This window comes from Micromonospora sp. NPDC050495 (genome assembly GCF_040655175.1).
Lineage (GTDB): Bacteria > Actinomycetota > Actinomycetes > Mycobacteriales > Micromonosporaceae > Micromonospora.
The window spans coordinates 136,365-159,399 of the sequence record NZ_JBFAJK010000002.1; the positions used below are offsets into that span (position 1 = coordinate 136,365).

Sequence of the window (23,035 nt, forward strand, 5' to 3'; positions counted from 1 at the left end):
TCACGTCTGGCCCGCTGCCGCCGTGCGGTCGCGGACCAGCGTTTCGAACCCGGTTCAAGCCGTCATGGAGCACGGGTCGACAAGCGTGGGTATGGCAGCACCCGGGGTGCGGTCCCGGTGATGCGGCGTCCGCGGGGTGGACGCGACGGTCGCGGTGCACGCCGACGTGCGGTGGCCACGCACGCCCGGCTATTGCGGGCGGTGGGCGAGTCCGCTCATCTTGACGGCGGTGAAGACCGCGGCGGCCAGGGCCACGTCCGACAACAGCATGAGCCCGATCGCGTACGAACCCTGCACGCCGTACACCCAGCCCATGACCAGCGGCGGCACGAACCCGCCGAGGCCGCCGGCCGCGCCGACCAGCCCGGTGACCGCGCCCACCTGCGCGGCGGGGGCCACCTTGCCGACCAGGGCGAAGACGGCTCCGCTGGCGGCGCCGAGCAGGGCCGCCATGCCGAGGAGGGCCACGGTGCCCACCGGCATCAGCGGCGGCTCGAAGGCCTGCACCACGGCCAGGGTGGCCACCAGGGCGAAGCACCAGACCAGCACCGGCACCGGGTGCAGCCGGTCGGACAGCCAGCCCCCGACGGGCCGGGCGGCCACCGCCAGCACCACGAACCCGGCGGTTCGCAGCGCCCCGTCGGCGGGGCTCAGCTCGTACGTGGTGCGCAGGTAGGCGGGGAGGTAGACGCTGAAGGCCACGAAGCCGCCGAAGCCGACCGCGTACAGGAAGCACAGCTGCCAGGTGACGGTGAGCCGGCCGACGCCGGCCAGCCGCTGCCAGGCCGAGCCGATCGGTCGGACCCGGCCCGGGGCGTCCCGCAGCAGCAGGAACGCCAGGACCGCGTACCCGGCGAGGATGGCGGCGACGAGCAGGAACGGCGCCCGCTCACCGTAGGCGTCGGCCAGCCGGACGGTGGTGAAGTTCGCGATCGCCGTGCCGCCCATCCCGACGCCGAACAGCCCGATGGCGAAGCCCCGCCGGGCCGGCGGATACCACGCGGAGACGTGCGGGACGCCCACGGCGAAGGCGGTGCCGCCGATGCCGAGGAAGAAGCCGGTCACGATCAGGGCGGCGTACGAGGAGACCGTGGTCAGCGTCAGCACCGGAACGATGGTGGCCAGGGTGACCAGCGGGAACACCAGCCGTGCCCCGTACCGGTCGGTGAGCGCGCCGACCGGCACGCGGCCGAGCGACCCCACCACCACCGGGACGGCCACCAGCAGGGACTGGGCCGTGAAGCTCAACCCCAGCCGCTCCTTGATGCCGGGACCGAGCGGCCCGAGCAGCGCCCACGCCCAGAAGTTGACCAGGAAGCCGAGCGTGGCGACGGCGAGCTGGAGCGGAGCCGCGGTGCTCCGGACGGGCTGCGCCGCCGGTCGGCCCGCCACCTGCTGTCTGTCACGGGTCATTGTCATCGCTCATCTCCCTCGTGGCGGGCGCCGTCGGCCCAGGAACCGCAGGAGCAGGGGCCGCCTGCTGTCTCGTCGATCCTGCGGCCCCTGAACCGGGCCGGTCAGGGTCGGAAGTCCCAGCCCGGGCGGGACCTGGGGCCGGATGTTCTCAGCTAGTCGTGGTCGAGCCGGCGCTGAACGGTGTCGCGGTGTCGTCCCGTCCAGGGCGCGGGCGCGAGGTCGACCACGCCGCGCAGCCGCGGGTGGTGGCGGCGCAGCTCGGCCTCCAGCCGGTGCCGCAGGGTGTGCCGGGCCGCCGGGCAGCCCTGGCAGGCGCCGGCCAGCCGGACCCGCACCTGCCCGTCGTGGACGTCGACCAGGTCGATGCGCCCGCCGTGGGACCGGGCCACGTCACCGACCGGCCCGTCCAGCAGCCGCCGGACCGACTCCCGGAGCGTCGCGTCGTCGTCCGGGGCCGGGCCGGAGCGGGTGACCCAGCCGGCGGGTTCGGCGAGGGCCGCGTGCAGCGCCGTGCGGACCCGCGCGCCGTCGGCGGCCCAGCGGCGGCCCGGAGCGAGATCGGTCACCACCGCGCCGGCCTCCACCAGCACGGCGGTGAGCACACCGTCGGCCAGCAACCCGGCCAGCGCCGCCGGTGCCGCGGCCACCGCGCCGGTCACCGGCACGGCGCCGGTGGGCACGATCCACCGGACCCGCTCCGGCCGGGCCGGGTCCGCCTGGGGGTGCAGGGGTACGACGCTCATGCCGGCCCTCCGTTCCGCGCCGCGATCAGGCACCGCGGCGCCGTGCCGATGACTCGCTCGATCAGGACAGGAACACGGTGGTGAGGGTCCGGGCCAGGAGGGCCAGCACCCAGGCGAGGCCGGTGAGACAGCCGAACGCGGCGAGGGGCCACTTCCAGCTGCCGGTCTCGCGGCGGATCGCGCCGACCGTGGCCATGCACTGCAGGGCGTACGCGAACCAGACCAGCAGCGCCACCACGGTGGGCGGGGTGAGGACCGGCTGGCCGGCGTGCGGACCGTCCGGGTAGGTGAGGTGCCGTAGCGCCCGCGTCGGGTGCTCGGGGTCCTCGGCGGCGGCCACCTGGCCGAGGGTGGCGACGAACGTCTCCCGGGCCGACTGGGCCGACAGCACCCCGACGCTGACCCGCCAGTCGAAGCCCAGCGGGGCGAAGGCAGGCTCCACCAGCCGGCCCAGGCCGGCGGCGTAGCTGTGGTCCACCACGTACGCCGACACCGCGGCCGGACTGCCGGTGTCCACCCCGGCGGCCCGCAGCTCCGCGCCGGAGTGCTGCGGGAGGTTGAGCAGCAGCCACAGCGCCGCCGTGGTGACCAGGATGATGGTGGCGCACTTGCGGACGAACGACTTCGCGGCGTCCCACATCGCCACCAGCACGGACCGGGCCGACGGCAGCCGGTAGGGCGGCAGCTCCAGGTAGAACGGCATCGCCGTGCCCCGCCGGTGCACGACGCGCTGGACGAACCCGGCGGCGAGCATCGCCGACACCGCGCCGAGCAGGTACATGCCGAACATGACCAGGCCCTGCGCGCCGAACGGCCCCCACCGTGCCGACGGGTCGACCAGCAGGCTGATCAGCAGCACGTACACCGGCAGCCGGGCCGAGCAGGTCATCAGCGGCGCGGCGAGCATGGTGGCCAGCCGGTCGCGGGCCGACGGCAGGGTGCGGGTCGCCATGATCCCGGGGATGGCGCAGGCGAACGAGGAGAGCAGCGCGACGAAGGCCCGCCCCTCCAGCCCTACCCGGGCCATCACCCGGTCCATCAGGAACGCGGCCCGGGGCAGGTAGCCCACCCCTTCGAGGAGGGCGAGCAGGAGGAAGAGCAGGGCGATCTGGGGCACGAAGACCAGCACCCCGCCGACCCCGCCGATCAGCGCGTCACCGAGGAACCCGGCCAGCCACGGAGTGTCCACGTGCCGGTCCACCAGCCGGCCGAGCAGCGCGAAGAAGGACTCCACGGCGTCCTGCAGCGGCGCGGCGAGGGTGAAGACGGTCTGGAAGAACAGCGTCATCACGGCGAGAAAGACGAGCGTGCCCCAGAACGGGTGCAGCAGCACCGCGTCGATCCGCCGGGTGGCCCGGTGCGGCTGCGGCGCCCGGTAGCCGGCGAAGTCGAGCACCGAGTCGACCCAGGCGTCCCGCTCGGCCGGCTCGACCGGCGGCGGCACCACCGGGACCGACCACTCCCGCCAGCCGGCGAGGCGGTCGCGCAGCGCCGGCACGCCCCGCCCGCGATGGCCCAGCACCGGCACCACCGGCACGCCGAGCGCCGCGGCGAACGCCGCCACGTCCAGGTGCCCCTGCCCGCGGGCCAACTCGTCGGTGAAGGTGAGCACCACGCAGGTCGGCAGTCCCCGGGCGAGGACCTGCGCCAGCAGCCCCAGCGAGCGGCGCAGGGTGGTGGCGTCGACGACCGTCAGCAGCGCGTCCGGGCGGTCGGTGCCGTCCCGCCGCCCGTCCAGGACGTCCACCGCCACCTGCTCGTCCGGGCTGATCGGCACCAGGCTGTACAGGCCGGGCAGGTCCTCGACGGTGTAGCGGGCGTCGCCGTGCCGGCAGGTGCCGACGTACCGGGCGACGGTCACGCCCGGATAGTTGCCGGTCTTCGCGGTGAGCCCGGTCAGCGCGTTGAACACGCTCGTCTTGCCGGCGTTCGGGCTGCCCAGCAGGGCGACCCGGACCGTGTCGGGCGGCGCGGGCGCGGCGACACCGCCGCCGTGGCAGCGCCCGGTCACCCGCCCACCCCGACCACCCGTACGCAGGCGGCCTGCGCCCGGCGCAGGCAGACGGCGTAGTCCCGCAGGCGGTACAGGACCGGATCCCGCAGCGGCGCCCGCCGCTCCACCCGGACCCGGGTGCCCGGGGTGAAGCCCAGATCGGCGAGACGCCGGGCAACGGCGGGGGAGACGGCCGAGGCCACCCCGACCACCATCGCCTCCGCCCCGGGACGCAGGTCGGCCAGGGGCACCTCCACGCCGTCGAGGCCCCGCGGCCCGGTCGGCCGGCTACTCGCCGCGCTCCCGTTCATCGATCCTCCCCGCTGGCCGGCCGACCGGCCGACCCTGAGGCGAGGCTAACCTCACCGGCCGGCCGTAAACCGGGACCTCAGGCCCGTCCGGGGTGGACCATGGTCCCGGACCGGACACGGGACGCGGGCGTCGCGGAATCCCGCCGTGTCCGAAACGCGCCGCTCCGCCCTTCTGTCCAGCTGCGGACCTTGGTCCCGGGCTTTCGGGACCCGCGCCTCCCGATCACCGGTTCTTGATCGCGCAGGCTGGTCGGCGTGACCCGCCCGGGTCACCGCGACACCGGGCCGCCGCCGTCGCCCGCCGCTGAGGAGCAACCACCGTGCCATCGCGCCGCTCGCCCGACCCCGCCCCGATCCCCACGACGGACCACGTGCCGGGTACGGCGCCGCTGCTGGCCGCCCGCCGTTTCCTGACCCGGGAGACGGTCGGCGACCACGGCCGTACGCTGCACCAGGTCGACGACAACGACTGGGACCGCTTCTACCGGGACCGGTGGCGCTACGACCGGGTGGTCCGCTCCACCCACGGCGTCAACTGCACCGGATCCTGCTCGTGGAACGTCTTCGTCACCGACGGCCTGATCACCTGGGAGCACCAGGCCACCGACTACCCGAGCACCGGGCCCGACTCGCCGGACTACGAGCCCCGGGGCTGCCCCCGCGGCGCGTCCTTCTCCTGGTACGAGTACTCGCCGTCGCGGGTGCGCCATCCCTACGTCCGCGGCGTGCTGGCGGAGATGTTCCGCGACGGGTTGCGCCGCCTGGGCGACCCGGTGCTGGCCTGGGCCGACATCGTGGAGACCCCGCTCAAGGCGCGCGCCTACAAGAGCCAGCGGGGCCGCGGCGGTTTCGTGCGCGCTGGCTGGGACGAGGTGATCACGATGGTCGCCGCCGCGCACGTCTACACCACCAGGACGTACGGCCCGGACCGCGTCGTCGGGTTCTCGCCCATCCCGGCGATGTCGATGGCCTCGTTCGCCGCGGGCACCCGCTACCACGCGCTGCTCGGCGGCACCCTGCTCAGCTTCTACGACTGGTACGCCGACCTGCCGGTCGCCTCGCCGCAGATCTGGGGTGACCAGACCGACGTGCCCGAGGCCGGCGACTGGTGGAACGCCACGTACCTGATGATGTGGGGCTCGAACATCCCGGTGACCCGCACCCCGGACGCCCACTTCCTGGCCGAGGCCCGCTACCGGGGCACCAAGGTCGTCGCGGTCAGCCCCGACTACGCCGACAACGTGAAGTTCGCCGACGACTGGCTCGCCCCCCACCCGGGCACCGACGGCGCGCTGGCGATGGCGATGGGCCACGTCGTGCTCACCGAGTTCTTCCGGGACCGTACGGTGCCCTACTTCGTCGACTACGTACGCCGCTACACCGACCTGCCGTTCCTGGTCACCCTCCGGCCGACCACCGACGGCGCCTGGACCGCGGACCGCTTCCTGACCGCCGCCGACCTGGGCGAGGCGGACGGCGCGCACAAGACGGTCCTGGTCGACGAGCGCACCGGCGAACTGGTCGCGCCGAACGGGTCGCTGGGCTTCCGGTACGGCGAGGCCGGCGCCGGCCGCTGGAACCTCGACCTCGGCGACGTCGTGCCGGCGCTGGGGCTGCTCGAACTCGCCGACGAGGCGGTGCCGGTCGACCTGGCCCGCTTCGACGTCGGCGACACCGAGGGCGGCAGCACGATGCGCCGCGGCGTGCCGGTGCGGCGCGTCGGCGAGCACCTGGTCACCTCCGTCTACGACCTGGTGCTGGCCCAGTACGGGGTGCGCCGCGGCGACCTGCCGGGCGAGTGGCCCACCGGGTACGACGACGCGGACGCCCCGAACACCCCGGCCTGGCAGGAGCGCATCACCGGCGTACCGGCCGCCCTGGCGGCCCGGATCGGCCGGGAGTTCGCCCGCAACGCCGAGCGCAGCCGGGGCCGCTCCCTGATCGTCCTCGGTGCCGGCGCCAACCAGTGGTTCCACTCCGACATGACCTACCGGGCGTTCATCTCGCTGGTGACGCTGACCGGCTGCCAGGGCGTCAACGGCGGTGGCTGGGCGCACTACGTCGGGCAGGAGAAGGCTCGCCCGGTCACCGGCCAGCAGCACCTGTCCTTCGCGTTCGACTGGCAGCGGCCGATGCGGCACCAGGCCAGCACCCCGTTCTGGTACCTGCACACCGACCAGTGGCGCTACGAGCGGGTGCCGGCCGACGAGCTGTCCTCACCGCTGGGCACCGGCCGGTTCGCCGGCATGAGCTTCGCCGACACGGTGGCCGCCGCGCAGCGGATGGGCTGGAGCCCGGGCCACCCGGCGTTCAACCGCAACCCCTTGGAGCTGACCGACGAGGCGGCGGCGGCCGGGGTCAGCGTGCAGGAGCACATCGTCGCCGAGCTGACGGCTGGTCGGCTGCGCAGCGTGGCCGAGGACCCCGACGACCCGGCGAACTTCCCCCGCTGCCTGACCCTGTGGCGGGCCAACCTGCTCGGCTCCTCCGGCAAGGGCAACGAGTACTTCATGCGCCACCTGCTCGGGGTGGACGCGTCGGCCACCGCCACGGAATGCGAGCCGGGCCAGCGGCCGCGCGACGTCGTCTGGCGGGACGAGGCGCCGATCGGCAAGCTCGACCTGCTCACCGCGCTCGACTTCCGGATGACCAACACCGGCCTGCACTCCGACGTGGTCCTGCCCGCCGCCACCTGGTACGAGAAGCACGACATCTCCACCACCGACATGCACCCGTTCGTGCACGCGTTCAGCCCGGCGGTCGACCCGCCCAACGACGCGCACACCGACTACGACACCTTCCTCGCCCTGGCCGACAAGGTCGGCGAGCTGGCCGTCACCCACCTGGGGGTGCGCCGCGACGTGCTGGCCGTGCCGCTGCAGCACGACACCCCGGACGAGCTGGCCACGCCGGGCGGCCGGGTACGGGACTGGAAGGCCGGCGAGTGCCCGCCGGTGCCCGGGTCGACCATGCCGAAGCTCGTCGAGATCGAGCGGGACTACCCGCGGATCGGCGCGAAGATGCGCGCCGTCGGGCCGCTGCTCGACACGCTCGGCACCACCACGAAGGCGCTCACCGTCGACGTCACCCCGGAGCTGGAGTACCTGCGGCACCAGAACGGGGTCGTCACCGACGGGCCGTACGCCGGGCGACCGTCGCTGGCCACCGCCGACCGGATGTGCGAGGCGATCCTGGCGCTGTCCGGCACCACCAACGGCCGGGTGGCCGCGGCCGGCTTCGCCGCCCTGGAGCAGCGGACCGGGCAGCCGTTCGCGGACCTGGTCGCCGGCCACGAGCAGGACCGGATCACCTACCCGGACACCCAGCGGGCGCCGCAGCCGGTCTTCACCAGCCCGGAATGGTCCGGCTCGGAGAAGGGCGGCCGCCGCTACTCGCCGTTCACCCTCAACGTGGAACGGCACAAGCCCTGGCACACCCTGACCGGCCGGCAGCACTTCTTCGTCGAACACGACTGGGTGGCGGAGCTGGGGGAGCAGCTGCCGGCCTTCCGGCCACCGCTGAACATGGCGCGGCACTTCGGCAGGCCGGGCGAGCTGGTCGACGGTGGCGTGACCGTACGGTTCCTCACCCCGCACGCCAAGTGGTCGGTGCACTCGATGTACCACGACAACGAGTTGATGCTGGCGCTGTCCCGGGGCGGCCCGGTGATCTGGCTGAGCGTCGAGGACGCCGCCAACATCGGCGTACGCGACAACGACTGGATCGAGGCGCACAACCGCAACGGTGTCGTGGTGGCCCGCGCAGTGGTCAGCCACCGGATGCCCGAGGGCACGGTGTTCCAGTACCACTCGCCGGAACGCACCGTGAACGTGCCGAAGGCGGAGCGGAGCGGCCGGCGGGGCGGCTACCACAACTCGCTGACCCGGCTGCTGATCAAGCCCACCCACCTGGCCGGCGGGCACGCCCAGCTCACCTACGCCTTCAACTACTACGGCCCGATCGGCAGCCAGCGCGACGAGATCACCGTGATCCGCCGCCGCACGCAGGAGGTGGAGTACTGTTGACATCCTCCGCCGCCCTCAAGGGCGGGGATTCCCTCGGTCACCCGAGTGTGTTCCTGCTTCATCGAGCCGTGCCCTTACCGCATTGGCGGGTTGGGTCTTACCGTCCCTCCACAGGCGTTTCACCTCTCCGCCAGCCCGGCGGCGAGGATATTGCGGGCGGCGTTAACGTCCCGGTCATGAATGGCACCACAACTGGGGCACATCCACGACCGGACCGACAGCGGCATAGTTGTGTTGAGCCAGCCGCACGCCGAACAGGTCTTGGACGATGGAAACCACCGGTCAACGGTGATGACCGTCCGTCCATACCAGGCGGCCTTGTACTCCAGCATGGCACGCAGATTCGACCACGCTGCGTCGGAGATCGCGCGTGCCAGATGATGGTTGCGCAGCATGTTTCGCACGGCAATGTCTTCGATCACGACCGTTTGGTTCTCACGGACGAGTCGAGTGGACAGCTTGTGCAGATGGTCCCGCCGCCGATCGGCGATACGCGCATGAATACGGGCGACCTTGAGCCGGACCTTGGCCCAATTGTTGGAGTTTCTGTGTTTGCGGAGCAGGTTCCGCTGCGTCTTCGCGAGCTTTCGCCGGTCGGCGCGCTCGTGACAGGGGTTAATGATTTTCTCCCCGGTCGACAGGGCGATCAAGGCGGTGATACCCACGTCGATGCCGACCTTAGCGTCAGCGGGCGGAAGCGGTCCGATGGTGGAGTCCTCGACCAGGAGGGATGCGAACCAGCGGCCAGCCGCATCCCGGGACACCGTTACTGTGGACGGCCTCGCTCCTTCGGGCAGTGGCCGGGACCACACAATGTCCAGCGGCGCGTCCATCTTCGCGAGAGTGATTTGACCGTCCCGCCAGCGGAATGCCGATCGGGTGTACTCCGCCGACGCCCGCGACTTGCGCTTGGACTTGAAGCGGGGATAGCCGGCCCGCTTGTCCCAAAACGCCACAAATGCGGCCTGCAGGTGGCGCAGCGTCTGCTGAAGGGGAACCGACGAGACCTCGTTGAGGAACGTCAACTCTTCGCTTTTCCACTCGGTCAGCCACGCCGACATCTGCACCTAGTTGGTGCGCTGGCGGTCAACAGCCCACGCACGGGTACGGGCCTCGAGGGCCCGGTTGTAGACCAGACGCACGCAGCCGAATGTCCGATTCAACTGCTCCGCCTGCTCTCTGGACGGATAGAAGCGGTACTTGTACGCCCTCTTCACCGCCGCAGCCATGCGTCCTATTTTGCCAGTCCCGTAAGTGAATCAATCCCTGAGGGGAGGGAGCGGCGTGTCCTCCCCGGCCTGACGGCAGGGGCATCCATGCCGCGAGTCTAATGAGGATCCGTGCGCAGGTGGCCATGGTGATGAACCTGGACAAGTGCATCGGCTGCCACACCTGCTCGGTGACCTGCAAGCAGACCTGGACCAACCGGGAGGGCACCGAGTACGTCTGGTTCAACAACGTCGAGACCAAGCCGGGCATCGGCTACCCGAAGCACTACGAGGACCAGGACCGCTGGCACGGCGGCTGGCAGCTCGACGGCAAGGGCCGGCTGCGGCTGCGCTCCGGGGGCCGGCTCAAGCGGCTCGGCCGGCTCTTCGCCAACCCGGACCTGCCCTCGATCGACGACTACTACGAGCCGGCCACCTTCGACAAGGACATCCTGGTCAACGCACCCGCCGGGCTCACGGACACCCCGGTCAAGCGGCCCCGCTCCGCGCTCACCGGCGAACCGATGGCCGTCACCTGGGGCGCCAACTGGGAGGACAGCCTGGGCGGGGCGCACGAGCACGCCGGCGGCGACCCGAACCTCGCCCGGATGCCCGGCGAGGCGGCCGCGAAGGTGAAGTTCGAGTTCGAGAAGACCTTCATGTTCCACCTGCCGCGGATCTGCGAGCACTGCCTCAACCCGGCGTGCGTGTCGGCCTGCCCCTCCGGCGCGATGTACAAGCGCGCGGAGGACGGCATCGTGCTCGTCGACCAGGACCGCTGCCGGGGCTGGCGGATGTGCGTCTCCGCCTGCCCGTACAAGAAGGTGTACGTCAACCACGCCACCGGCAAGGCCGAGAAGTGCACCTTCTGCTTCCCGCGCATCGAGGCCGGCCAGCCGACCATCTGCTCGGAGACGTGCGTGGGCCGGCTGCGCTACCTGGGCATCGTCCTCTACGACGAGGACGCCGTGCTCGCCGCCGCCTCCGTCGCCGACGAGCGCGACCTGCTCGACGCCCAGCGCGCGGTGTTCCTCGACCCGGCCGACCCGGCCGTGCGGCGGGCCGCCCGGGAGGCCGGGCTGCCGCAGGAGTGGCTGGACGCCGCGCAGCGGTCCCCGGTGTGGCGGCTGATCAGCGAGTACCGGGTGGCGCTGCCGCTGCACCCGGAGTACCGGACGCTGCCCATGGTCTGGTACATCCCCCCGCTGTCGCCGGTGCTCGACGCGGTCGGCGCCGCCGGCCGCGACGACGTCGACGCGGACGACGTCTTCCACACCATCCGGGAGCTGCGCATCCCCGTCGAGTACCTGGCCGAGCTGTTCACCGCCGGGGACGTCGACGCGGTCGCCGGGGTGCTGATGAAGCTGGCCGCCATGCGCTCCTACATGCGCGCCCGCACCCTCGACGGCACCGTCGCCACGGACCTGCTCGACGGCATCGGCATGACCGCCGAGCAGGTGGAGGCCATGTACCGGCTGCTCGCCGTCGCCAAGTACGACGAGCGCTACGTGATCCCCGCCGCGCACACCAAGGACGCCGCCGCCCTGGAGGCCCAGGCCGCCGCCCACCCCGACTGCTCGCTCGACTGCGCCGGCGGTCCGGGGATGACCACCGAGGCCACCGTGCAGAGCTTCCACCTGGTCGACGGCGACGAGGTACGGCCCGGCCGGCCCGGGCTGCTCTCCCGGCGCGCCGACGGCCGGCGCGGCCTGACCATCAACCCGCTGCGGGGGCGGTCATGACCGCCGCCACGGACCGGGCCCGGATCTTCGAACTGGCCGCGCTGCTGCTCACCTACCCGGACGACGAACTGCTGGGCGCGGCCGGCGAGCTGCGCGCGGCCGCCGCCCGGGTCACCGACGAGACGGTACGGGGACAGCTCGGGGAGTTCCTCGACTGGTTGCTGACCGTCAGCCCGATCGAGGCGCAGCGGCACTACGTGCGGACCTTCGACCTGCGCCGCCGCTCCGGCCTCTACCTCACCTACTACCTGCACGGCGACACCCGCAAGCGGGGGATGGCGCTGCTGATGCTCAAGCAGCGGTACCGGGCGCACGGGCTGCGCCTGGCCGGCGGCGAACTGCCCGACCTGCTGCCGGTGGTGCTGGAGTTCGCCGCGGCCGTCGGCCCCGGTGACGGGGAGGCGCCGCTGCGCCAGCACCGCAAGGGCGTCGAACTGCTGCGCTCCGCGCTGGCCGAGTCCGGCAGCCCGTACCGGCTGCTGCTGGAGGCCGTCTGCGCGGTGCTGCCGGAACTCACCGACGCCGACCGGGCGGCGGTCGCGGCGCTCGCCGTCGACGGCCCGCCGGTGGAGACGGTCGGCCTGGATTCTCTCGGCCTCGGCCCGGACCTGCACGCCCTCGCCCCCTACCCCGCCTGCTCCCCTTCGGAGGCACCACGATGACCACGCTCGTCTGGATCGTCCTGCCGTACCTGTGCCTCGCGGTCTTCGTCGCCGGGCACGTGTGGCGCTGGCGGCACGACCAGTTCGGCTGGACCACCCGGACCAGCCAGTTGCTGGAGAACCGGCTGCTGCGGCTCGGCTCGCCGCTGTTCCACCTGGGCGCCTTCGGGGTCATCGGCGGGCACGCCATGGGGCTGCTGGTGCCCGCCTCGGTGACCGCGAAGGTCGGCGTCAGCGAGCACGTCTACCACCTCACCGCGGTCTGGGGCGGCACGGTGACCGGCGCGATGCTGGTGGCCGGGCTGCTGCTGCTGATCGCCCGGCGCCTGGTCAACGGCCGGGTCCGCCGGGTCACCACCGCCATGGACCGGGTGCTCTACGCCGCGCTGGCCGCCATGGCGGCGCTCGGCATGACCGCGACCGTCGGCACGAACCTGCTCGGCGCGGGCTACGACTACCGGGAGACGATCGCCGTCTGGTTCCGGGGCATCTTCTGGTTCCAGCCCGATCCCGCCCTGATGAGCGGCGCTCCGCTGGTCTACCAGCTGCACGCGATCGGCGGCTTCCTGCTGCTGGCGCTCTGGCCGTTCACCCGGCTGGTGCACGTCTGGTCGGCGCCGCTGGCCTACCTCTGGCGGCCGTACGTGGTCTACCGCGTGCGGCGCGGCGCCCCGCCCACCCCGCCGCCCGCCCCGGCCGCGGTGCGGGACGCCCCGGTCCGCCTCGGGCGCTGACGATTCCGCGACCAGGGCGCCGTCGCCGCGGCGCCCTGGCTAGGCTGCCAGGGTCGGGCCAGCAGCGGAGGAAAGATGGACCAGGACCACCTGCCGAACGTCTACCTGCGGTTTCTGGAGCGCTTCCCGGAGATCGCCGAGGCGCAGGGGACGCTGGCGCGAACGGTGCGCGAGACCAACCCGTTCGACGAGCGCACCGACCGGCTGATCAAGCTGGCGCTGGCCGTCGGCGCCGAGGCGCAGGGCGCGGTGCGCTCCAACGTGCGCAAGGCGCTGCACCACGGGGCGACCGTGGACGAGGTTCGCGCGGTCGCCCTCGCTGCCATCACCACCTGCGGCTTCCCCACCACCATCGCCGCGCTCGGTTGGATCGAGGAGGTCGTCGCCGCCCCGGCGGACCGCTGACCGGCCCCCGCCTCGGGACCAGCGTCCCTGGTCGCGGCCGTTGTCACCGGCCAGCCTCGGTGCCATGACAGCGCTGACCAGGACACGACAGCAGGACGGCCCGCACCGGCCGGCGGGCACCTCGGTGCGGGTGCCGAGGCGGGACGCGGGGGATGCCCCGTTCATCGTCATCTGGGAGGCCACCCGGGCCTGCCCGCTGGCCTGCCTGCACTGCCGGGCCTCGGCCCAGCCGCTGCGGGACCGGGCCGAGCTGGACACCGGCGAGGCGGTGGCCCTGATGGCGCAGGTCGCCGCGTTCGGCCGGCCGGCGCCGCTCTTCGTGATCACCGGCGGTGACCCGTTCCAGCGACCGGACCTGGAGACGCTGGTTCGCCGGGGCACCGAATTGGGCCTGCCCGTGTCGGTGTCGCCCTCCGGGACCCCCAGCCTCACCCGCGCCGCCCTCGGCGGGATCCGGGCGGCCGGCGCGCGGGCGATCTCGTTGAGCGTGGACGCCGCCACCGCCGCCGCGCACGACGGCTTCCGTGGCGTACCCGGCGTCTGGGACCTCACCGCGCGGGCCTGGCGGGACGCCACCGAGCTGGGGCTGAAGGTCCAGATCAACACGACCGTCACCCGGGACACGGTGCGCGACCTGCCCGCCATCGCCGCTCAGGTCCGCGACCGTGGCGTGCTGCTGTGGAGTGTCTTCTTCCTGGTCCCGACCGGCCGTGGACGGTCCCTGGCGAGCCTCGACGCGGCGCAGACCGAGGACGTCCTGCATCTGCTCTACGACCTCGGCGAGACCGTCCCGGTCAAGACCACCGAGGCGCACCACTTCCGGCGGGTCTGCCTGCAACGCGACGCGCTGGCCGCGCGCGGCGCCGACCCCGTGGCCGCGCTGGGCCTCGGTCCGCTCTACCGGGACCTGCGCGAGCGGTCGGTGGCGCTCGGCCTGCTGGGGCGCCCCGGCCGGGTCCGCCGGCCGCCGCTGCGGGTCAGCGCCGGCAACGGCTTCGCCTTCGTCTCGCACCGGGGCGACGTGCACCCCAGCGGCTTCCTGCCGCTGCCCGCCGGCAACGTGCGGCGACGGTCGCTGGTGGAGATCTACCGCGACTCGGAGTTGTTCACCGGCCTGCGGGACCCGGGCCGGCTCGCCGGCCGCTGCGGCGCGTGCGAGTACCGCACCGTCTGCGGCGGGTCGCGGGCCCGGGCGTACGCGGTGACCGGCGACGTCTGGGCCGAGGACCCGTCCTGCGGCTACCGGCCCGGCTCTTATCCGGCGAGCGTGAGATAGCGGTAGCCGAGGGCGGTCAGCCGCTTGCGGTCGAGCGCGTGCCGGCCGTCGAGCAGGTACGGGGAGCGCGTGAGCCCGAACAGCTTGGCCCAATCCAGCTCCCGGTAGTGGTTCCACTCGGTCACGAGCACCACGGCGTCGCTATCGTCGAAGACCTCCTCAACCGACTCGCACAGGAACTCGGCAAGGTCCGGCTGCTGGCGGCGGAACCGCTCGGCGGCGACCGGGTCGTGCAGCTTCACTCGGGCCCCCCGCTCCACGAGCTGCCGGGCGATGTCGATCGCGGGAGCATCACGCAGGTCGTCGGTCTGCGGCTTGAACGCCAGACCGAGCAGGCCCACCTTGCGGCCCTTGAGGATGCGCAACTCGGCCTGCAGGCGTTCGACCACGGCGTCGCGCTGGCGCTGGTTGACCTTGCGGGCCGCCCTGACGATGGGCATGTCCTGGTTGTACTCGGCTGCGGTGGAGATCAGGGCCGCGGTGTCCTTGGCGAAGCAGGAACCACCCCAACCGACGCCCGGCTGCAGGAACTGCCGGCCGATCCGAGCATCCAAGCCAGCACCACGGGCCACCTCAAGGATGTCCGCGCCGACCCGTTCGGCGAGCTGCCCGATCTCATTGACATAGCTGATCTTCAGGGCGAGGAAGGCGTTCGCCGCGTATTTGATCAGCTCGGCCGACGCCAGGTCGGTCGAGACCAGCGGCACCGCACCCGTCTCCGCCGGGCGTGGCGCGAAGGCGGGCGCGGTGAACGACTGGTCGAGGATCGGCCGGTAGAGCCGGTTGAGCACCTCGAGGCCGCGCTCGTTGTCCGAACCGATGACGATCCGGTCCGGATAAAGCGTGTCGTGGATGGCCGATCCCTCGCGCAGGAATTCCGGGTTGGAGGCCACGGAGAACTCGCCGTCGACCCGCCGCCCGTGCGCCCGTTCGAACGATTCACGCAGGATCAGATCCACCCAGTTGCCACTACCGATCGGCACCGTCGACTTGTTGACCACCACCGTGAACCCATCGCCGAGGTGCTCGCCGATGCTCTCTGCCGCCGAGCGCAGGAAGCGCAGGTCCGACCCGCCGTCGCGCCGCTGCGGTGTCTGTACGGCGACGAAGACGACATCCGCAGCCGAGATCGCCTCGTCGTAGTGGGAGGTGAACCGCAGGTTCGGCGCCGCCTCGGCGAGCAGGTCGTCGAGGAAGGGCTCGTAGATGGGTGACCTGCCGGCGCTCAGCAGTTCCACCTTCGCCTCATCGATGTCCAGGCACGTCACCTCGTGTCCGAGGAACGCCAGACTGGCGCCCGTGGTCAAGCCGACATAGCCCGTTCCGACGACGCAGACTCTCATCCCTGAGTGGCTCCCTTGCAGCGCGGCGTTTCTCGGCCAGGCGCGGGAGCTTACCCCTCCGAGGTGGAGGGTGGGGTCCGTATCGGGTGGGGCGCCGGTCGGCCGCGCCGGATACGCCGTAAATCCGCAGTAGTTGCATCCCGGACCCCGGCCCTACCACGGCGGCGGTCCCCGACCGGGGCCGGCGTCGCGGAACCTGCCGAGGCGGGACCTGAGTCCCGCTCCGGTTCGGGACCTGCTGCCCTCCCGAACGGGTGAACTCACCGGGCAGGGTGAGCGCATGACCACATTTGTGCTCACCGTGGCGGGTGTGCTGCTGCTGGCAGCCGGCCCGGTCATGATCGCCCAGGGTGTCCTCGGCCGGCGCGGCGTCGTCCGGGAGCTGACCCGACAGCGGATCGCCTTCCCCGCCACCGGTCTGTCCGGCGCGCTCACCCCGTTCGCCGGTGCCCCGGTACGCACCGGCCCGCAGGCGCGCGCCTACTCCGACCTGATCGCCGGACATGTCGCCCAGGCCACCGGCGGCCGCACCTACGCGGAGATCGCCCAGGAGTGCCTGGGCGCCGGCCGCGGCGACGAACGGCTCGACCGGCTGCGGCAGACCGCGTTCATGGGGGAGACCCTGCGCGGCGCGTTGCTCGGGGCGTACCAGGCGTGGCAGGTGACCGCCCTGGTCATCGGGCTCGGTGGCCTGGTGCTGCTGATCGGGGCGGCCCTGCTCCTGCTCGGCCTGCGGCTGTGACCGGTCCGGCGCGCGGCCGGTGGCGGTTCTGACCGGACCGGTGGCCGCGCGCCGGACGGCGCTCAGTCCTCGCCCGGCGGGGCGAACAGCGGCGTGCTCAGGTACCGCTCGCCGGTGTCCGGCAGCACCACCACGATCGTCGCCCCGGCGTGCTCGGGTCGGGCGGCCACCGCGAGGGCGGCGTGTACGGCGGCGCCGCTGGACACCCCGGCCAGCAGTCCCTCGGTGCGGGCGAGCCGGCGGGCCGCGGCCCGGGCCTGTTCGGTGTCGACCCGGAACACCTCGTCGTGGACGGTCGGGTCGAGCACCTCGGGGACGAAACCCGCGCCGATGCCCTGGATCCCGTGCGGCCCCGGCGGGCCTCCGGACAGGACCGGTGACTCGGCCGGCTCCACCGCCACCACCCGCAGGTCGGGGTTCTTCGACCGGAGCACCTGGCCGACGCCGGTCAGCGTGCCGCCGGTGCCGACCCCGGCCACCAGGACGTCCACCGCGCCCCCGGTGTCGGTCCAGATCTCCTCGGCGGTGGTGCGCCGGTGGATCTCCGGGTTGGCCGGGTTGTCGAACTGCCGGGGCAGGTAGGCGCGCTCGGCGTCGGCGAGCTGCCAGGCGCGGCGGACCGCGCCCGCCATGCCCTCGGCGGCCGGGGTGAGCACGATCCGCGCGCCGTACGCGGCCAGCAGCGCCCGCCGCTCCACGCTCATGCTCTCCGGCATGGTGAGGGTGACCCGGTACCCGCGGGCGGCGGCCACCATGGCCAGCCCGACGCCGGTGTTGCCGCTGGTCGCCTCGACGATCGCGCCGCCGGGTCCCAGCTCGCCGCTCTCCTCGGCCGCCTCGATCAGCGCGAGGGCCAGCCGGTCCTTGACGCTGCCGCCCGGGTTCGCCGACTCCAGCTTGCCGAGCAGGGTGGCCGGCAGCCCCGCGGCCACCCGGTCCAGGCGCACCAGCGGGGTACGCCCGATCAGCGCGGTCACGTCCTGGTGGATCATTCTGTCGCTCCTCGCTCAGGGCCGGGGTCCGACCATCGTCAGGGGGACGGCGGCCGGTGCGCGCAGCCGGGCGCCGGGTGGCACGTCGTGCAGGACCAGGCAGTGCGCGCCGATCCGGGCGTCGTCGCCGATCCGTACCGGGCCGAGCACCGAGGCGCCGACGCCGAGCACCACCCGGTCGCCGATCGTGGGGTGCCGGCGGCTGCCCTTGCCGTCGCACCACCAGCCGCGGCCGCCGAGCGTCACCCGGTGGTAGACGGTCACGTCGTCACCGATGCGGGTGGTCTCCCCGATCACCACGGCGGCGCCGTGGTCGATGAAGAGGCGGCGCCCGATCACCGCGCCGGGGTGGATCTCGATCCCGGTCAGCAGCCGGGTGAGCTGGCTGAGCGCCCGGGGCAGCAGGGGCAGCCCGCAGCGGTGCAGGCGGTGGCCGAGCCGGTGGCTCCACAGTGCCCACAGGCCGGGGTAGAGCAGGGCCCACGATCCGGATGCCGTGCAGGGCGGGGTCGCGGCGGATCGCCGCGCGGATGTCGTCGAGCATGGGTGTCGTTTCCCCGGGAGAGGGGGCCGGCGCGGGAGCGACCGGCCCGCAGGACAGGACCGGCGTGCCGGCGTCCCGGGACCGGTCGCTGCCGTGGACCGGGAGGGGGAGGCCGGCTCAGGCCGGGCGACACCGTTCGTCGAAGTCCCGCCGGACGTGGGCGCCGGCCATCGGCACGGCGAAGCGGCGACCCGCCAACCGGCGCCGGCCGACGGCCGAGGTGGCCCGGCCGGCGCGGGGACGGCAGCTCACCGGGCGCGCCCGGTGGCCGGGGTGGCGGTCGGGGTGATCCGGTCCCAGGCCGGGATCGGCAGGGCGATCACCGCGGCGGGGAAGAGGCCGTGCTCCTCGTTGTCGATGTGCCGGTGCAACCGGTCGAGGGCGGCGAGCACCGTCGGCCAGTCCGGCGCGGCGCGGTCGACCGCGCCGAGGACACCGTGGATGTCGCGGTGCTCGGCGCAGAGCCGGGCCACCGCCTCGGCGAGGCTGCCCTCGGCGCGCAGCTCGGCGAAGAGGCCGCCCTCCTCGACGGTGGTGTGCGGGGTGAGCAGGGCCAGCAGGTCGTCGAGCGCGCGCAGGGCGTCCGGGTCAGCGCGGTGGATGGCGGACCGCAACCGGCCGGCCGCGTCGGAGATCGACTCGTGCTCGGTCGAGAGCTGGCCGATCAGGGGAAAGTCCCGGCATCCGCAGTAGTTGCACACCGAACATCGCCTCCCCCTCCGGGTGGCCGTACGCCGTCCCGGTCCCTGTCCAGGCTGCCCGCCGGTAATCGCGGCGGACAGGGCCGAACGGCCCGGCGCGCCGGGACGGCGGGCCCTGACCCGGCCGTCCCGGCGGCGGCAGTCGGCTCAGACGGCGGCCGGCTGGCGGGACAGCCGGATCTGCCAGGTCTCCGGTCCGTCCTGGAGCCACTCGGTGGCCATGCCACCCCGGTAGCGCGACTCGATCTCGGCCAGCAACGGCCGGGGCGCGTGCGGCGCGACCAGGACCAGCGCCCCGCCGTCCGGCAGCGCGTCCAGCGCCGCGAGCACGGTGGCGTGCCGCCGGTCGTGCGGCAGCGTCCGGACGTCGAGCCGGGGGTCGATGGTCAAGGTCGGGGCCGGGGCGTCCGCCGCCCCCCGGTCCCCGCCGCACCCGCAGGTCCCGCCGCACCCGCCGGCCGACGGTTCGGCGGAGCCGAGCAGGTCGTGCATGCCGTCCAGCAGCGCCGCCAGCGACACGTCCGCCGCGTCCACCAGCAGCGGTACCACCAGCTCGTTCTCCTTGATCAGGTGGACGGCGAGGACACCGGCGAGGGCCTGCGCGGTGGCGGCGGCCCGGACCGGCTCCTCGGCCGCCTCGAGCGCGACCACGAGGTCGGTGATGGCCTGGTGTTCGGCCTGCATGCCACGGATCAGCAGGGTCGCCTCCGGCCGGGCCGCGGCCACCGGGTAGAGGGCGGTCTCCTCGGCGTGCGCGTGCGGCAGCAGCTCGTCGCGCAGCCAGCCGGTCAGGTCGTCGCGGACCTGGTCGGCCCGGCCGGTGTCGCCCTGGACCGCCGCCGTCAGCAGGTCCTGGACGTACCGGTCGAGCGCCGCGGCGAGCTGGCCGTGGTGGCCGACCACCGCCCGGGCGGCGGCGCGGTCGGCGGTGGAGCGTTCGTGGGACATGGTGACTCCCGTGGTTTTGACGTCGGACGACGTTGTAACGTTATCTACCGTGGAAACCCTGAGAACAGGGCCGGTCGGGGAGACGATCGACTCACACCGGCACCGCGCACTGGGCACCGAGAGCCGGGTCTCGATCCTGGGCATCGTCCGGGCGGCCGAGGGCGGCGTGACCATCGCCGAGGTGGGGGAGCGGACCGGGCTGCACCCGTCCACCGCCCGCGCCCACCTCGACCGGCTGGTCGGCGCCGGTCTGCTGGTCAAGGCCCGGGCCAGCGGAGGGCAACCCGGCCGGCCGGCGTGGCGCTACCGGCTCGCCGCCGGGAACGAGGCCCCCGCGCCGGCGCCGTACCGGGCCCTGGCCGCCGCTCTGCTGGACCACCTGTCCCGGCGCACCGGCGGGGACGTCCGCGCCGAGGCCACCCGGGCCGGCCAGGACTGGGGCCGCCACCTGGCCGCCGCCACCCCGCCCGGCGCGGACCCGCTCGACACGCTCTTCGAGGTGCTGCGCGGCCTGGGCTTCAGCCCTCGGCTGCACCACACCGGCGACGGCCGGACCGAGATCCACCTGCACACCTGTCCCTTCCTGGAACTGGTCAAGCGCAACCCCGACGCGATCTGCAATCTGCACGTCGGCGTGGTCCGGGGTGCCCTGGAGCACGCCGGGGCGCCGCCGGCCGGCGCCGTGGTCGAGCCGTTCGGGGCGCCCGACGCCTGCGTGGTGCGCCTGGCCGTGCCGGAGCCCGGGCCGGCCCGGCGCCGTCACCGGCCCGCCGCCGCGCCGACACCCCGATGACCGTCCGGACGGGTCCGCGGCTCCCGCTCCTCGCGGCCGGCGGCCTCGCCCTGCTCAGCGGCCTGTACGCCGCGCTGCTGCTGCTCGGCCTGCCGCTGCCCACCCCGCGGGCGTCGCTGGCGCAGGTGCACGGCCCGCTGATGGTGCTCGGCTTCGTCGGCACGCTGATCGCCCTGGAACGGGCGGTGGCGCTGGGCACCCGGTGGGCCCTGTCCGCCCCGGCGTGCTCGGGCGCCGGTGGGGTGGCCCTGCTGCTCACCGGCCCGAGCCTGGCCGCCCGGCTGCTGCTGATGCTCGCCGCCGTGCTGCTCCTGCTGGTCTACCGGCGGCTCTGGCGCCGGCAGCCCGGCCCGTCCCTGTTGGCGCAGGGGCTGGGCGCGTTCGCCTGGTACGCCGCCACCCTGCTCTGGCTGGCCGGCGCCGCCGTGCCGGAGATCGTGCCGTGGCTGGCCACCTTCGTGGTCGCCACCATCGCCGGCGAGCGCCTCGAACTGGCCCACCTCGCGCTGCCGCCGCACGGGGTCCGCTGGTTCCTGGCCGCGCTCGGCGCGCTCACCGCCGGAGTCACCGCCACCGCCCTCTGGCCGGACGCCGGGGCGCACCTGTTCGGCCTGGGCCTGCTCGCCGTGGTCGGCTGGCTGGCGGCGTACGACGTCGCCCGGCGCACCGTGCGCGGGCGCGGCCTGCCCCGCTTCGTCGCGGTCGGCCTGCTCACCGGGTACGCCTGGCTGGCGGTCGCCGGCCTGCTCTGGGCCGGTGCCGGCCCGGTCACCGCCGGCTCCCGCTACGACGCCACCCTGCACGCCACCTTCCTCGGCTTCGCCATGTCGATGATCTTCGTGCACGCCCCGGTCATCCTGCCCGCGGTGCTCCGCCGCCCGCTGCCCTACCGGCCCTGGCTCTACGTGCCGCTCGCCCTGCTGCACGGCAGCCTGCTGGCGCGGCTCGTGCTCGGCGACGGGCTGGCCGTGGAGCCGGTCTGGCGCTGGGCGGGCGTGGTCAACGTCCTCGCCGTGCTCACCTTCCTGGGCTGCGCGTCGGCCGCCATCCTGACCGGCGTCCGGCGGCGGCCCACCGCCGCGCCCGTGCCGGCGGTGCGCGGATGAGCCGCCCCCGAGCCGCCGCTGCGCGGGTCGACCCCGCGCCGACGGCCGATCACACCCCGGCGGCCGGTCCCACGGCCGCCGCCGCCGGCCCGACCGCATCCACCACCGCCGTCCCGTCGCCCCCGCCCATCGGGCCGGCGGCGGGCACCGGGCCGGCGGGGAGCACCGGCCGGGCCGGCTGGCACCGCCGGGCCGGCCTGCTGCCCGTCGCCTACCTGGGCGGGCTCGTCGTGCTGGGCCTCGTCCATCCGTTCCTGCCGTCCTGGCGCTGGCTGGCCATCCACCTGCTGCTGCTCGGCGCGGTCACCAACGCCATCCTCGTCTGGTCCGCGCACTTCACCGCCGCGGTGCTGCGCGCCCCGGTGCCACAGCGGCGCCGGTCGGAGGCGGTACGCCTGGCCGGGCTGAACCTAGGGGTGTGCGCCGTCCTCGTCGGCGGGACGGCCGACCGGCCCTGGATCGGGGTCGGTGGCGCGGCCCTCGTCTTCGCCGCGGTGGCCGCCCACCTGGCGTGGCTCGCACGGCGGCTGCGCCGCGCCCTGCCGGCCCGGTTCCGGGTGACCGTCCACTACTACCTGGCCGCCAGCCTGGCGCTGCTCGCGGGGGTACCGGTGGGCGCCGGCATGCTCGTGGCCGGCGACGCCCACCGGCCCCGGCTGCTGCTGTTCCACGCGCACGTCAACCTGCTCGGCTGGGTCACCCTGACCGTGCTGGGCACGTTGCTCACCCTCTGGCCGACCATGCTGCGCACCCGGATGGCCGACGGGGCGGCCCGGCTCGCCGCCGTCGCCCTTCCGCTGGCCTCGGTCGGGCTGGTCCTGCTCGGCCTGGGGCTGCTCGCCTGGTGGCGAGCCGTCGCCGCGGTCGGACTGGGCCTGTTCGTGCTCGGCGTCCTGGTGGCGTTGCGGCCCGCGCTGGCCGTCGCGCGGGCGCGCCCGCCGTACGCCTTCGCCACCTGGTCGCTGACCGCGGCGGCCGGCTGGCTTCTGGTCGCCCTGGCCGTCGACGCGGTCACCCTGCTGGCCGCCGCCGAGCCCGGCGCCGCCGCCGACCGCTTCGGCCGGGTGCTGGTCCCGCTGCTGGTGGGCTTCGTCGGGCAGGTGCTGGTCGGCGCGCTGACGTACCTGCTGCCGGTGGTCCTCGGCGGTGGACCGGCTGCCGTCCGGGCCCGTGCCGCGCTGCTGGACCGGCACGGTCCGCAGCGGGTGGCCATGACCAACGCCGCGCTGGTGGTCTTCGTGCTGCCCAGCCCGCCGTACGTCCGCATCACCACGTCCCTGCTGATCCTCGCCGCGCTGGTGCAGTTCCTGGTACCGGCCGCCCGGGTCCTGCTCACCGCCCGGAGATGACC

Annotated in this window: 21 protein-coding genes; 10 read left to right on the plus strand and 11 right to left on the minus strand. The window is 73.9% G+C overall.

Annotation, left to right across the window (positions count from 1 at the left end; translation table 11 throughout):
* Window positions 1-189: 189 nt before the first annotated feature.
* The 4 genes from AB0I11_RS03885 to AB0I11_RS03900 all read right to left on the minus strand — a co-directional run bounded on the left by AB0I11_RS03885 (window position 190) and on the right by AB0I11_RS03900 (window position 4,463).
* The gene (locus tag AB0I11_RS03885; protein ID WP_357312468.1) at window positions 190-1,419 is read right to left on the minus strand and encodes an MFS transporter; all 1,230 of its coding nucleotides are present in this window, start codon (window positions 1,417-1,419) and stop codon (window positions 190-192) included.
* Between the two features lie 149 nt (window positions 1,420-1,568).
* Entirely contained in the window at window positions 1,569-2,159 is a 591-nt protein-coding gene (locus AB0I11_RS03890; protein ID WP_357312473.1) for a NifU family protein, read from the minus strand.
* Between the two features lie 61 nt (window positions 2,160-2,220).
* A complete protein-coding gene (locus tag AB0I11_RS03895; RefSeq protein WP_357312478.1) occupies window positions 2,221-4,170 on the minus strand; it encodes a ferrous iron transporter B in 1,950 nt (649 codons plus the stop codon).
* The gene (locus AB0I11_RS03900; RefSeq protein WP_357312485.1) at window positions 4,167-4,463 is read right to left on the minus strand and encodes a FeoA family protein; all 297 of its coding nucleotides are present in this window, start codon (window positions 4,461-4,463) and stop codon (window positions 4,167-4,169) included. Before AB0I11_RS03900 ends, AB0I11_RS03895 begins: the two co-directional genes overlap by 4 nt.
* Before the next feature lie 389 nt (window positions 4,464-4,852).
* Between AB0I11_RS03900 and AB0I11_RS03905 the strand changes: the two genes are divergently transcribed.
* Window positions 4,853-8,488 carry a nitrate reductase subunit alpha gene (locus tag AB0I11_RS03905; protein ID WP_357313466.1) on the plus strand — a complete coding sequence of 1,212 codons (3,636 nt, stop codon included), beginning with the start codon at window positions 4,853-4,855 and terminating at the stop codon, window positions 8,486-8,488.
* 119 nt (window positions 8,489-8,607) lie between these two features.
* On the opposite strand, the gene AB0I11_RS03910 is transcribed toward AB0I11_RS03905, so the two are convergent.
* Together AB0I11_RS03910 and AB0I11_RS03915 are read right to left on the minus strand one after the other, a co-directional pair.
* Window positions 8,608-9,549, minus strand: coding sequence for an RNA-guided endonuclease TnpB family protein (locus AB0I11_RS03910; RefSeq protein ID WP_357312488.1), 942 nt, complete (start codon window positions 9,547-9,549; stop codon window positions 8,608-8,610).
* A gap of 6 nt (window positions 9,550-9,555) precedes the next feature.
* On the minus strand, window positions 9,556-9,717 hold the full coding sequence (locus tag AB0I11_RS03915; protein ID WP_357312491.1) for a helix-turn-helix domain-containing protein: 162 nt from the start codon (window positions 9,715-9,717) through the stop codon (window positions 9,556-9,558).
* A gap of 101 nt (window positions 9,718-9,818) precedes the next feature.
* Between AB0I11_RS03915 and narH the strand changes: the two genes are divergently transcribed.
* From narH to AB0I11_RS03940, 5 genes are all read left to right on the plus strand, one after another.
* A complete protein-coding gene (gene narH, locus AB0I11_RS03920; RefSeq protein ID WP_357312495.1) occupies window positions 9,819-11,438 on the plus strand; it encodes a nitrate reductase subunit beta in 1,620 nt (539 codons plus the stop codon).
* Window positions 11,435-12,100: a nitrate reductase molybdenum cofactor assembly chaperone gene (narJ, locus tag AB0I11_RS03925; protein ID WP_357312501.1), complete on the plus strand. Its 666-nt coding sequence runs from the start codon at window positions 11,435-11,437 to the stop codon at window positions 12,098-12,100. The genes narH and narJ overlap by 4 nt, the downstream gene beginning before the upstream one ends.
* A complete protein-coding gene (narI, locus tag AB0I11_RS03930; RefSeq protein WP_357312506.1) occupies window positions 12,097-12,834 on the plus strand; it encodes a respiratory nitrate reductase subunit gamma in 738 nt (245 codons plus the stop codon). Before narJ ends, narI begins: the two co-directional genes overlap by 4 nt.
* Before the next feature lie 75 nt (window positions 12,835-12,909).
* Window positions 12,910-13,239: a carboxymuconolactone decarboxylase family protein gene (locus AB0I11_RS03935; RefSeq protein WP_357312509.1), complete on the plus strand. Its 330-nt coding sequence runs from the start codon at window positions 12,910-12,912 to the stop codon at window positions 13,237-13,239.
* Between the two features lie 124 nt (window positions 13,240-13,363).
* Complete coding sequence (locus AB0I11_RS03940; RefSeq protein WP_357313469.1) at window positions 13,364-14,515, plus strand: TIGR04053 family radical SAM/SPASM domain-containing protein; 1,152 nt, start codon at window positions 13,364-13,366, stop codon at window positions 14,513-14,515.
* Here the strand turns inward: AB0I11_RS03940 and AB0I11_RS03945 are convergent.
* Window positions 14,494-15,858 carry a UDP-glucose/GDP-mannose dehydrogenase family protein gene (locus tag AB0I11_RS03945; RefSeq protein ID WP_357312512.1) on the minus strand — a complete coding sequence of 455 codons (1,365 nt, stop codon included), beginning with the start codon at window positions 15,856-15,858 and terminating at the stop codon, window positions 14,494-14,496. The two genes, AB0I11_RS03940 and AB0I11_RS03945, sit on opposite strands and share 22 nt — an antisense overlap.
* A 280-nt stretch (window positions 15,859-16,138) precedes the next feature.
* Between AB0I11_RS03945 and AB0I11_RS03950 the strand changes: the two genes are divergently transcribed.
* Window positions 16,139-16,600 (plus strand): hypothetical protein, encoded by a 462-nt coding sequence (locus tag AB0I11_RS03950; RefSeq protein ID WP_357312516.1) that lies wholly within the window; start codon window positions 16,139-16,141, stop codon window positions 16,598-16,600.
* A gap of 62 nt (window positions 16,601-16,662) precedes the next feature.
* Here the strand turns inward: AB0I11_RS03950 and cysK are convergent, their stop codons facing one another.
* The 4 genes from cysK to AB0I11_RS03970 all read right to left on the minus strand — a co-directional run bounded on the left by cysK (window position 16,663) and on the right by AB0I11_RS03970 (window position 19,785).
* Window positions 16,663-17,592, minus strand: a complete 930-nt coding sequence (gene cysK, locus AB0I11_RS03955; protein ID WP_357312520.1) for a cysteine synthase A — start codon at window positions 17,590-17,592, stop codon at window positions 16,663-16,665.
* Between the two features lie 15 nt (window positions 17,593-17,607).
* On the minus strand, window positions 17,608-18,069 hold the full coding sequence (gene epsC, locus AB0I11_RS03960) for a serine O-acetyltransferase EpsC (protein WP_357313473.1): 462 nt from the start codon (window positions 18,067-18,069) through the stop codon (window positions 17,608-17,610).
* Between the two features lie 315 nt (window positions 18,070-18,384).
* Window positions 18,385-18,837 (minus strand): hemerythrin domain-containing protein, encoded by a 453-nt coding sequence (locus AB0I11_RS03965; protein WP_357312527.1) that lies wholly within the window; start codon window positions 18,835-18,837, stop codon window positions 18,385-18,387.
* Between the two features lie 147 nt (window positions 18,838-18,984).
* Window positions 18,985-19,785 carry a DUF2249 domain-containing protein gene (locus tag AB0I11_RS03970; RefSeq protein WP_357312531.1) on the minus strand — a complete coding sequence of 267 codons (801 nt, stop codon included), beginning with the start codon at window positions 19,783-19,785 and terminating at the stop codon, window positions 18,985-18,987.
* A 58-nt stretch (window positions 19,786-19,843) separates the two neighbouring features.
* Between AB0I11_RS03970 and AB0I11_RS03975 the strand changes: the two genes are divergently transcribed.
* From AB0I11_RS03975 to AB0I11_RS03985, 3 genes are read left to right on the plus strand one after another with little or no spacing between them, the layout of a single operon-like run.
* Window positions 19,844-20,578, plus strand: a complete 735-nt coding sequence (locus AB0I11_RS03975; protein ID WP_357313478.1) for a MarR family transcriptional regulator — start codon at window positions 19,844-19,846, stop codon at window positions 20,576-20,578.
* Entirely contained in the window at window positions 20,575-21,684 is a 1,110-nt protein-coding gene (locus AB0I11_RS03980; protein ID WP_357312534.1) for a hypothetical protein, read from the plus strand. The genes AB0I11_RS03975 and AB0I11_RS03980 overlap by 4 nt, the downstream gene beginning before the upstream one ends.
* Entirely contained in the window at window positions 21,681-23,033 is a 1,353-nt protein-coding gene (locus tag AB0I11_RS03985; protein ID WP_357312537.1) for a hypothetical protein, read from the plus strand. The genes AB0I11_RS03980 and AB0I11_RS03985 overlap by 4 nt, the downstream gene beginning before the upstream one ends.
* The last annotated feature ends 2 nt before the right edge of the window (window positions 23,034-23,035 follow it).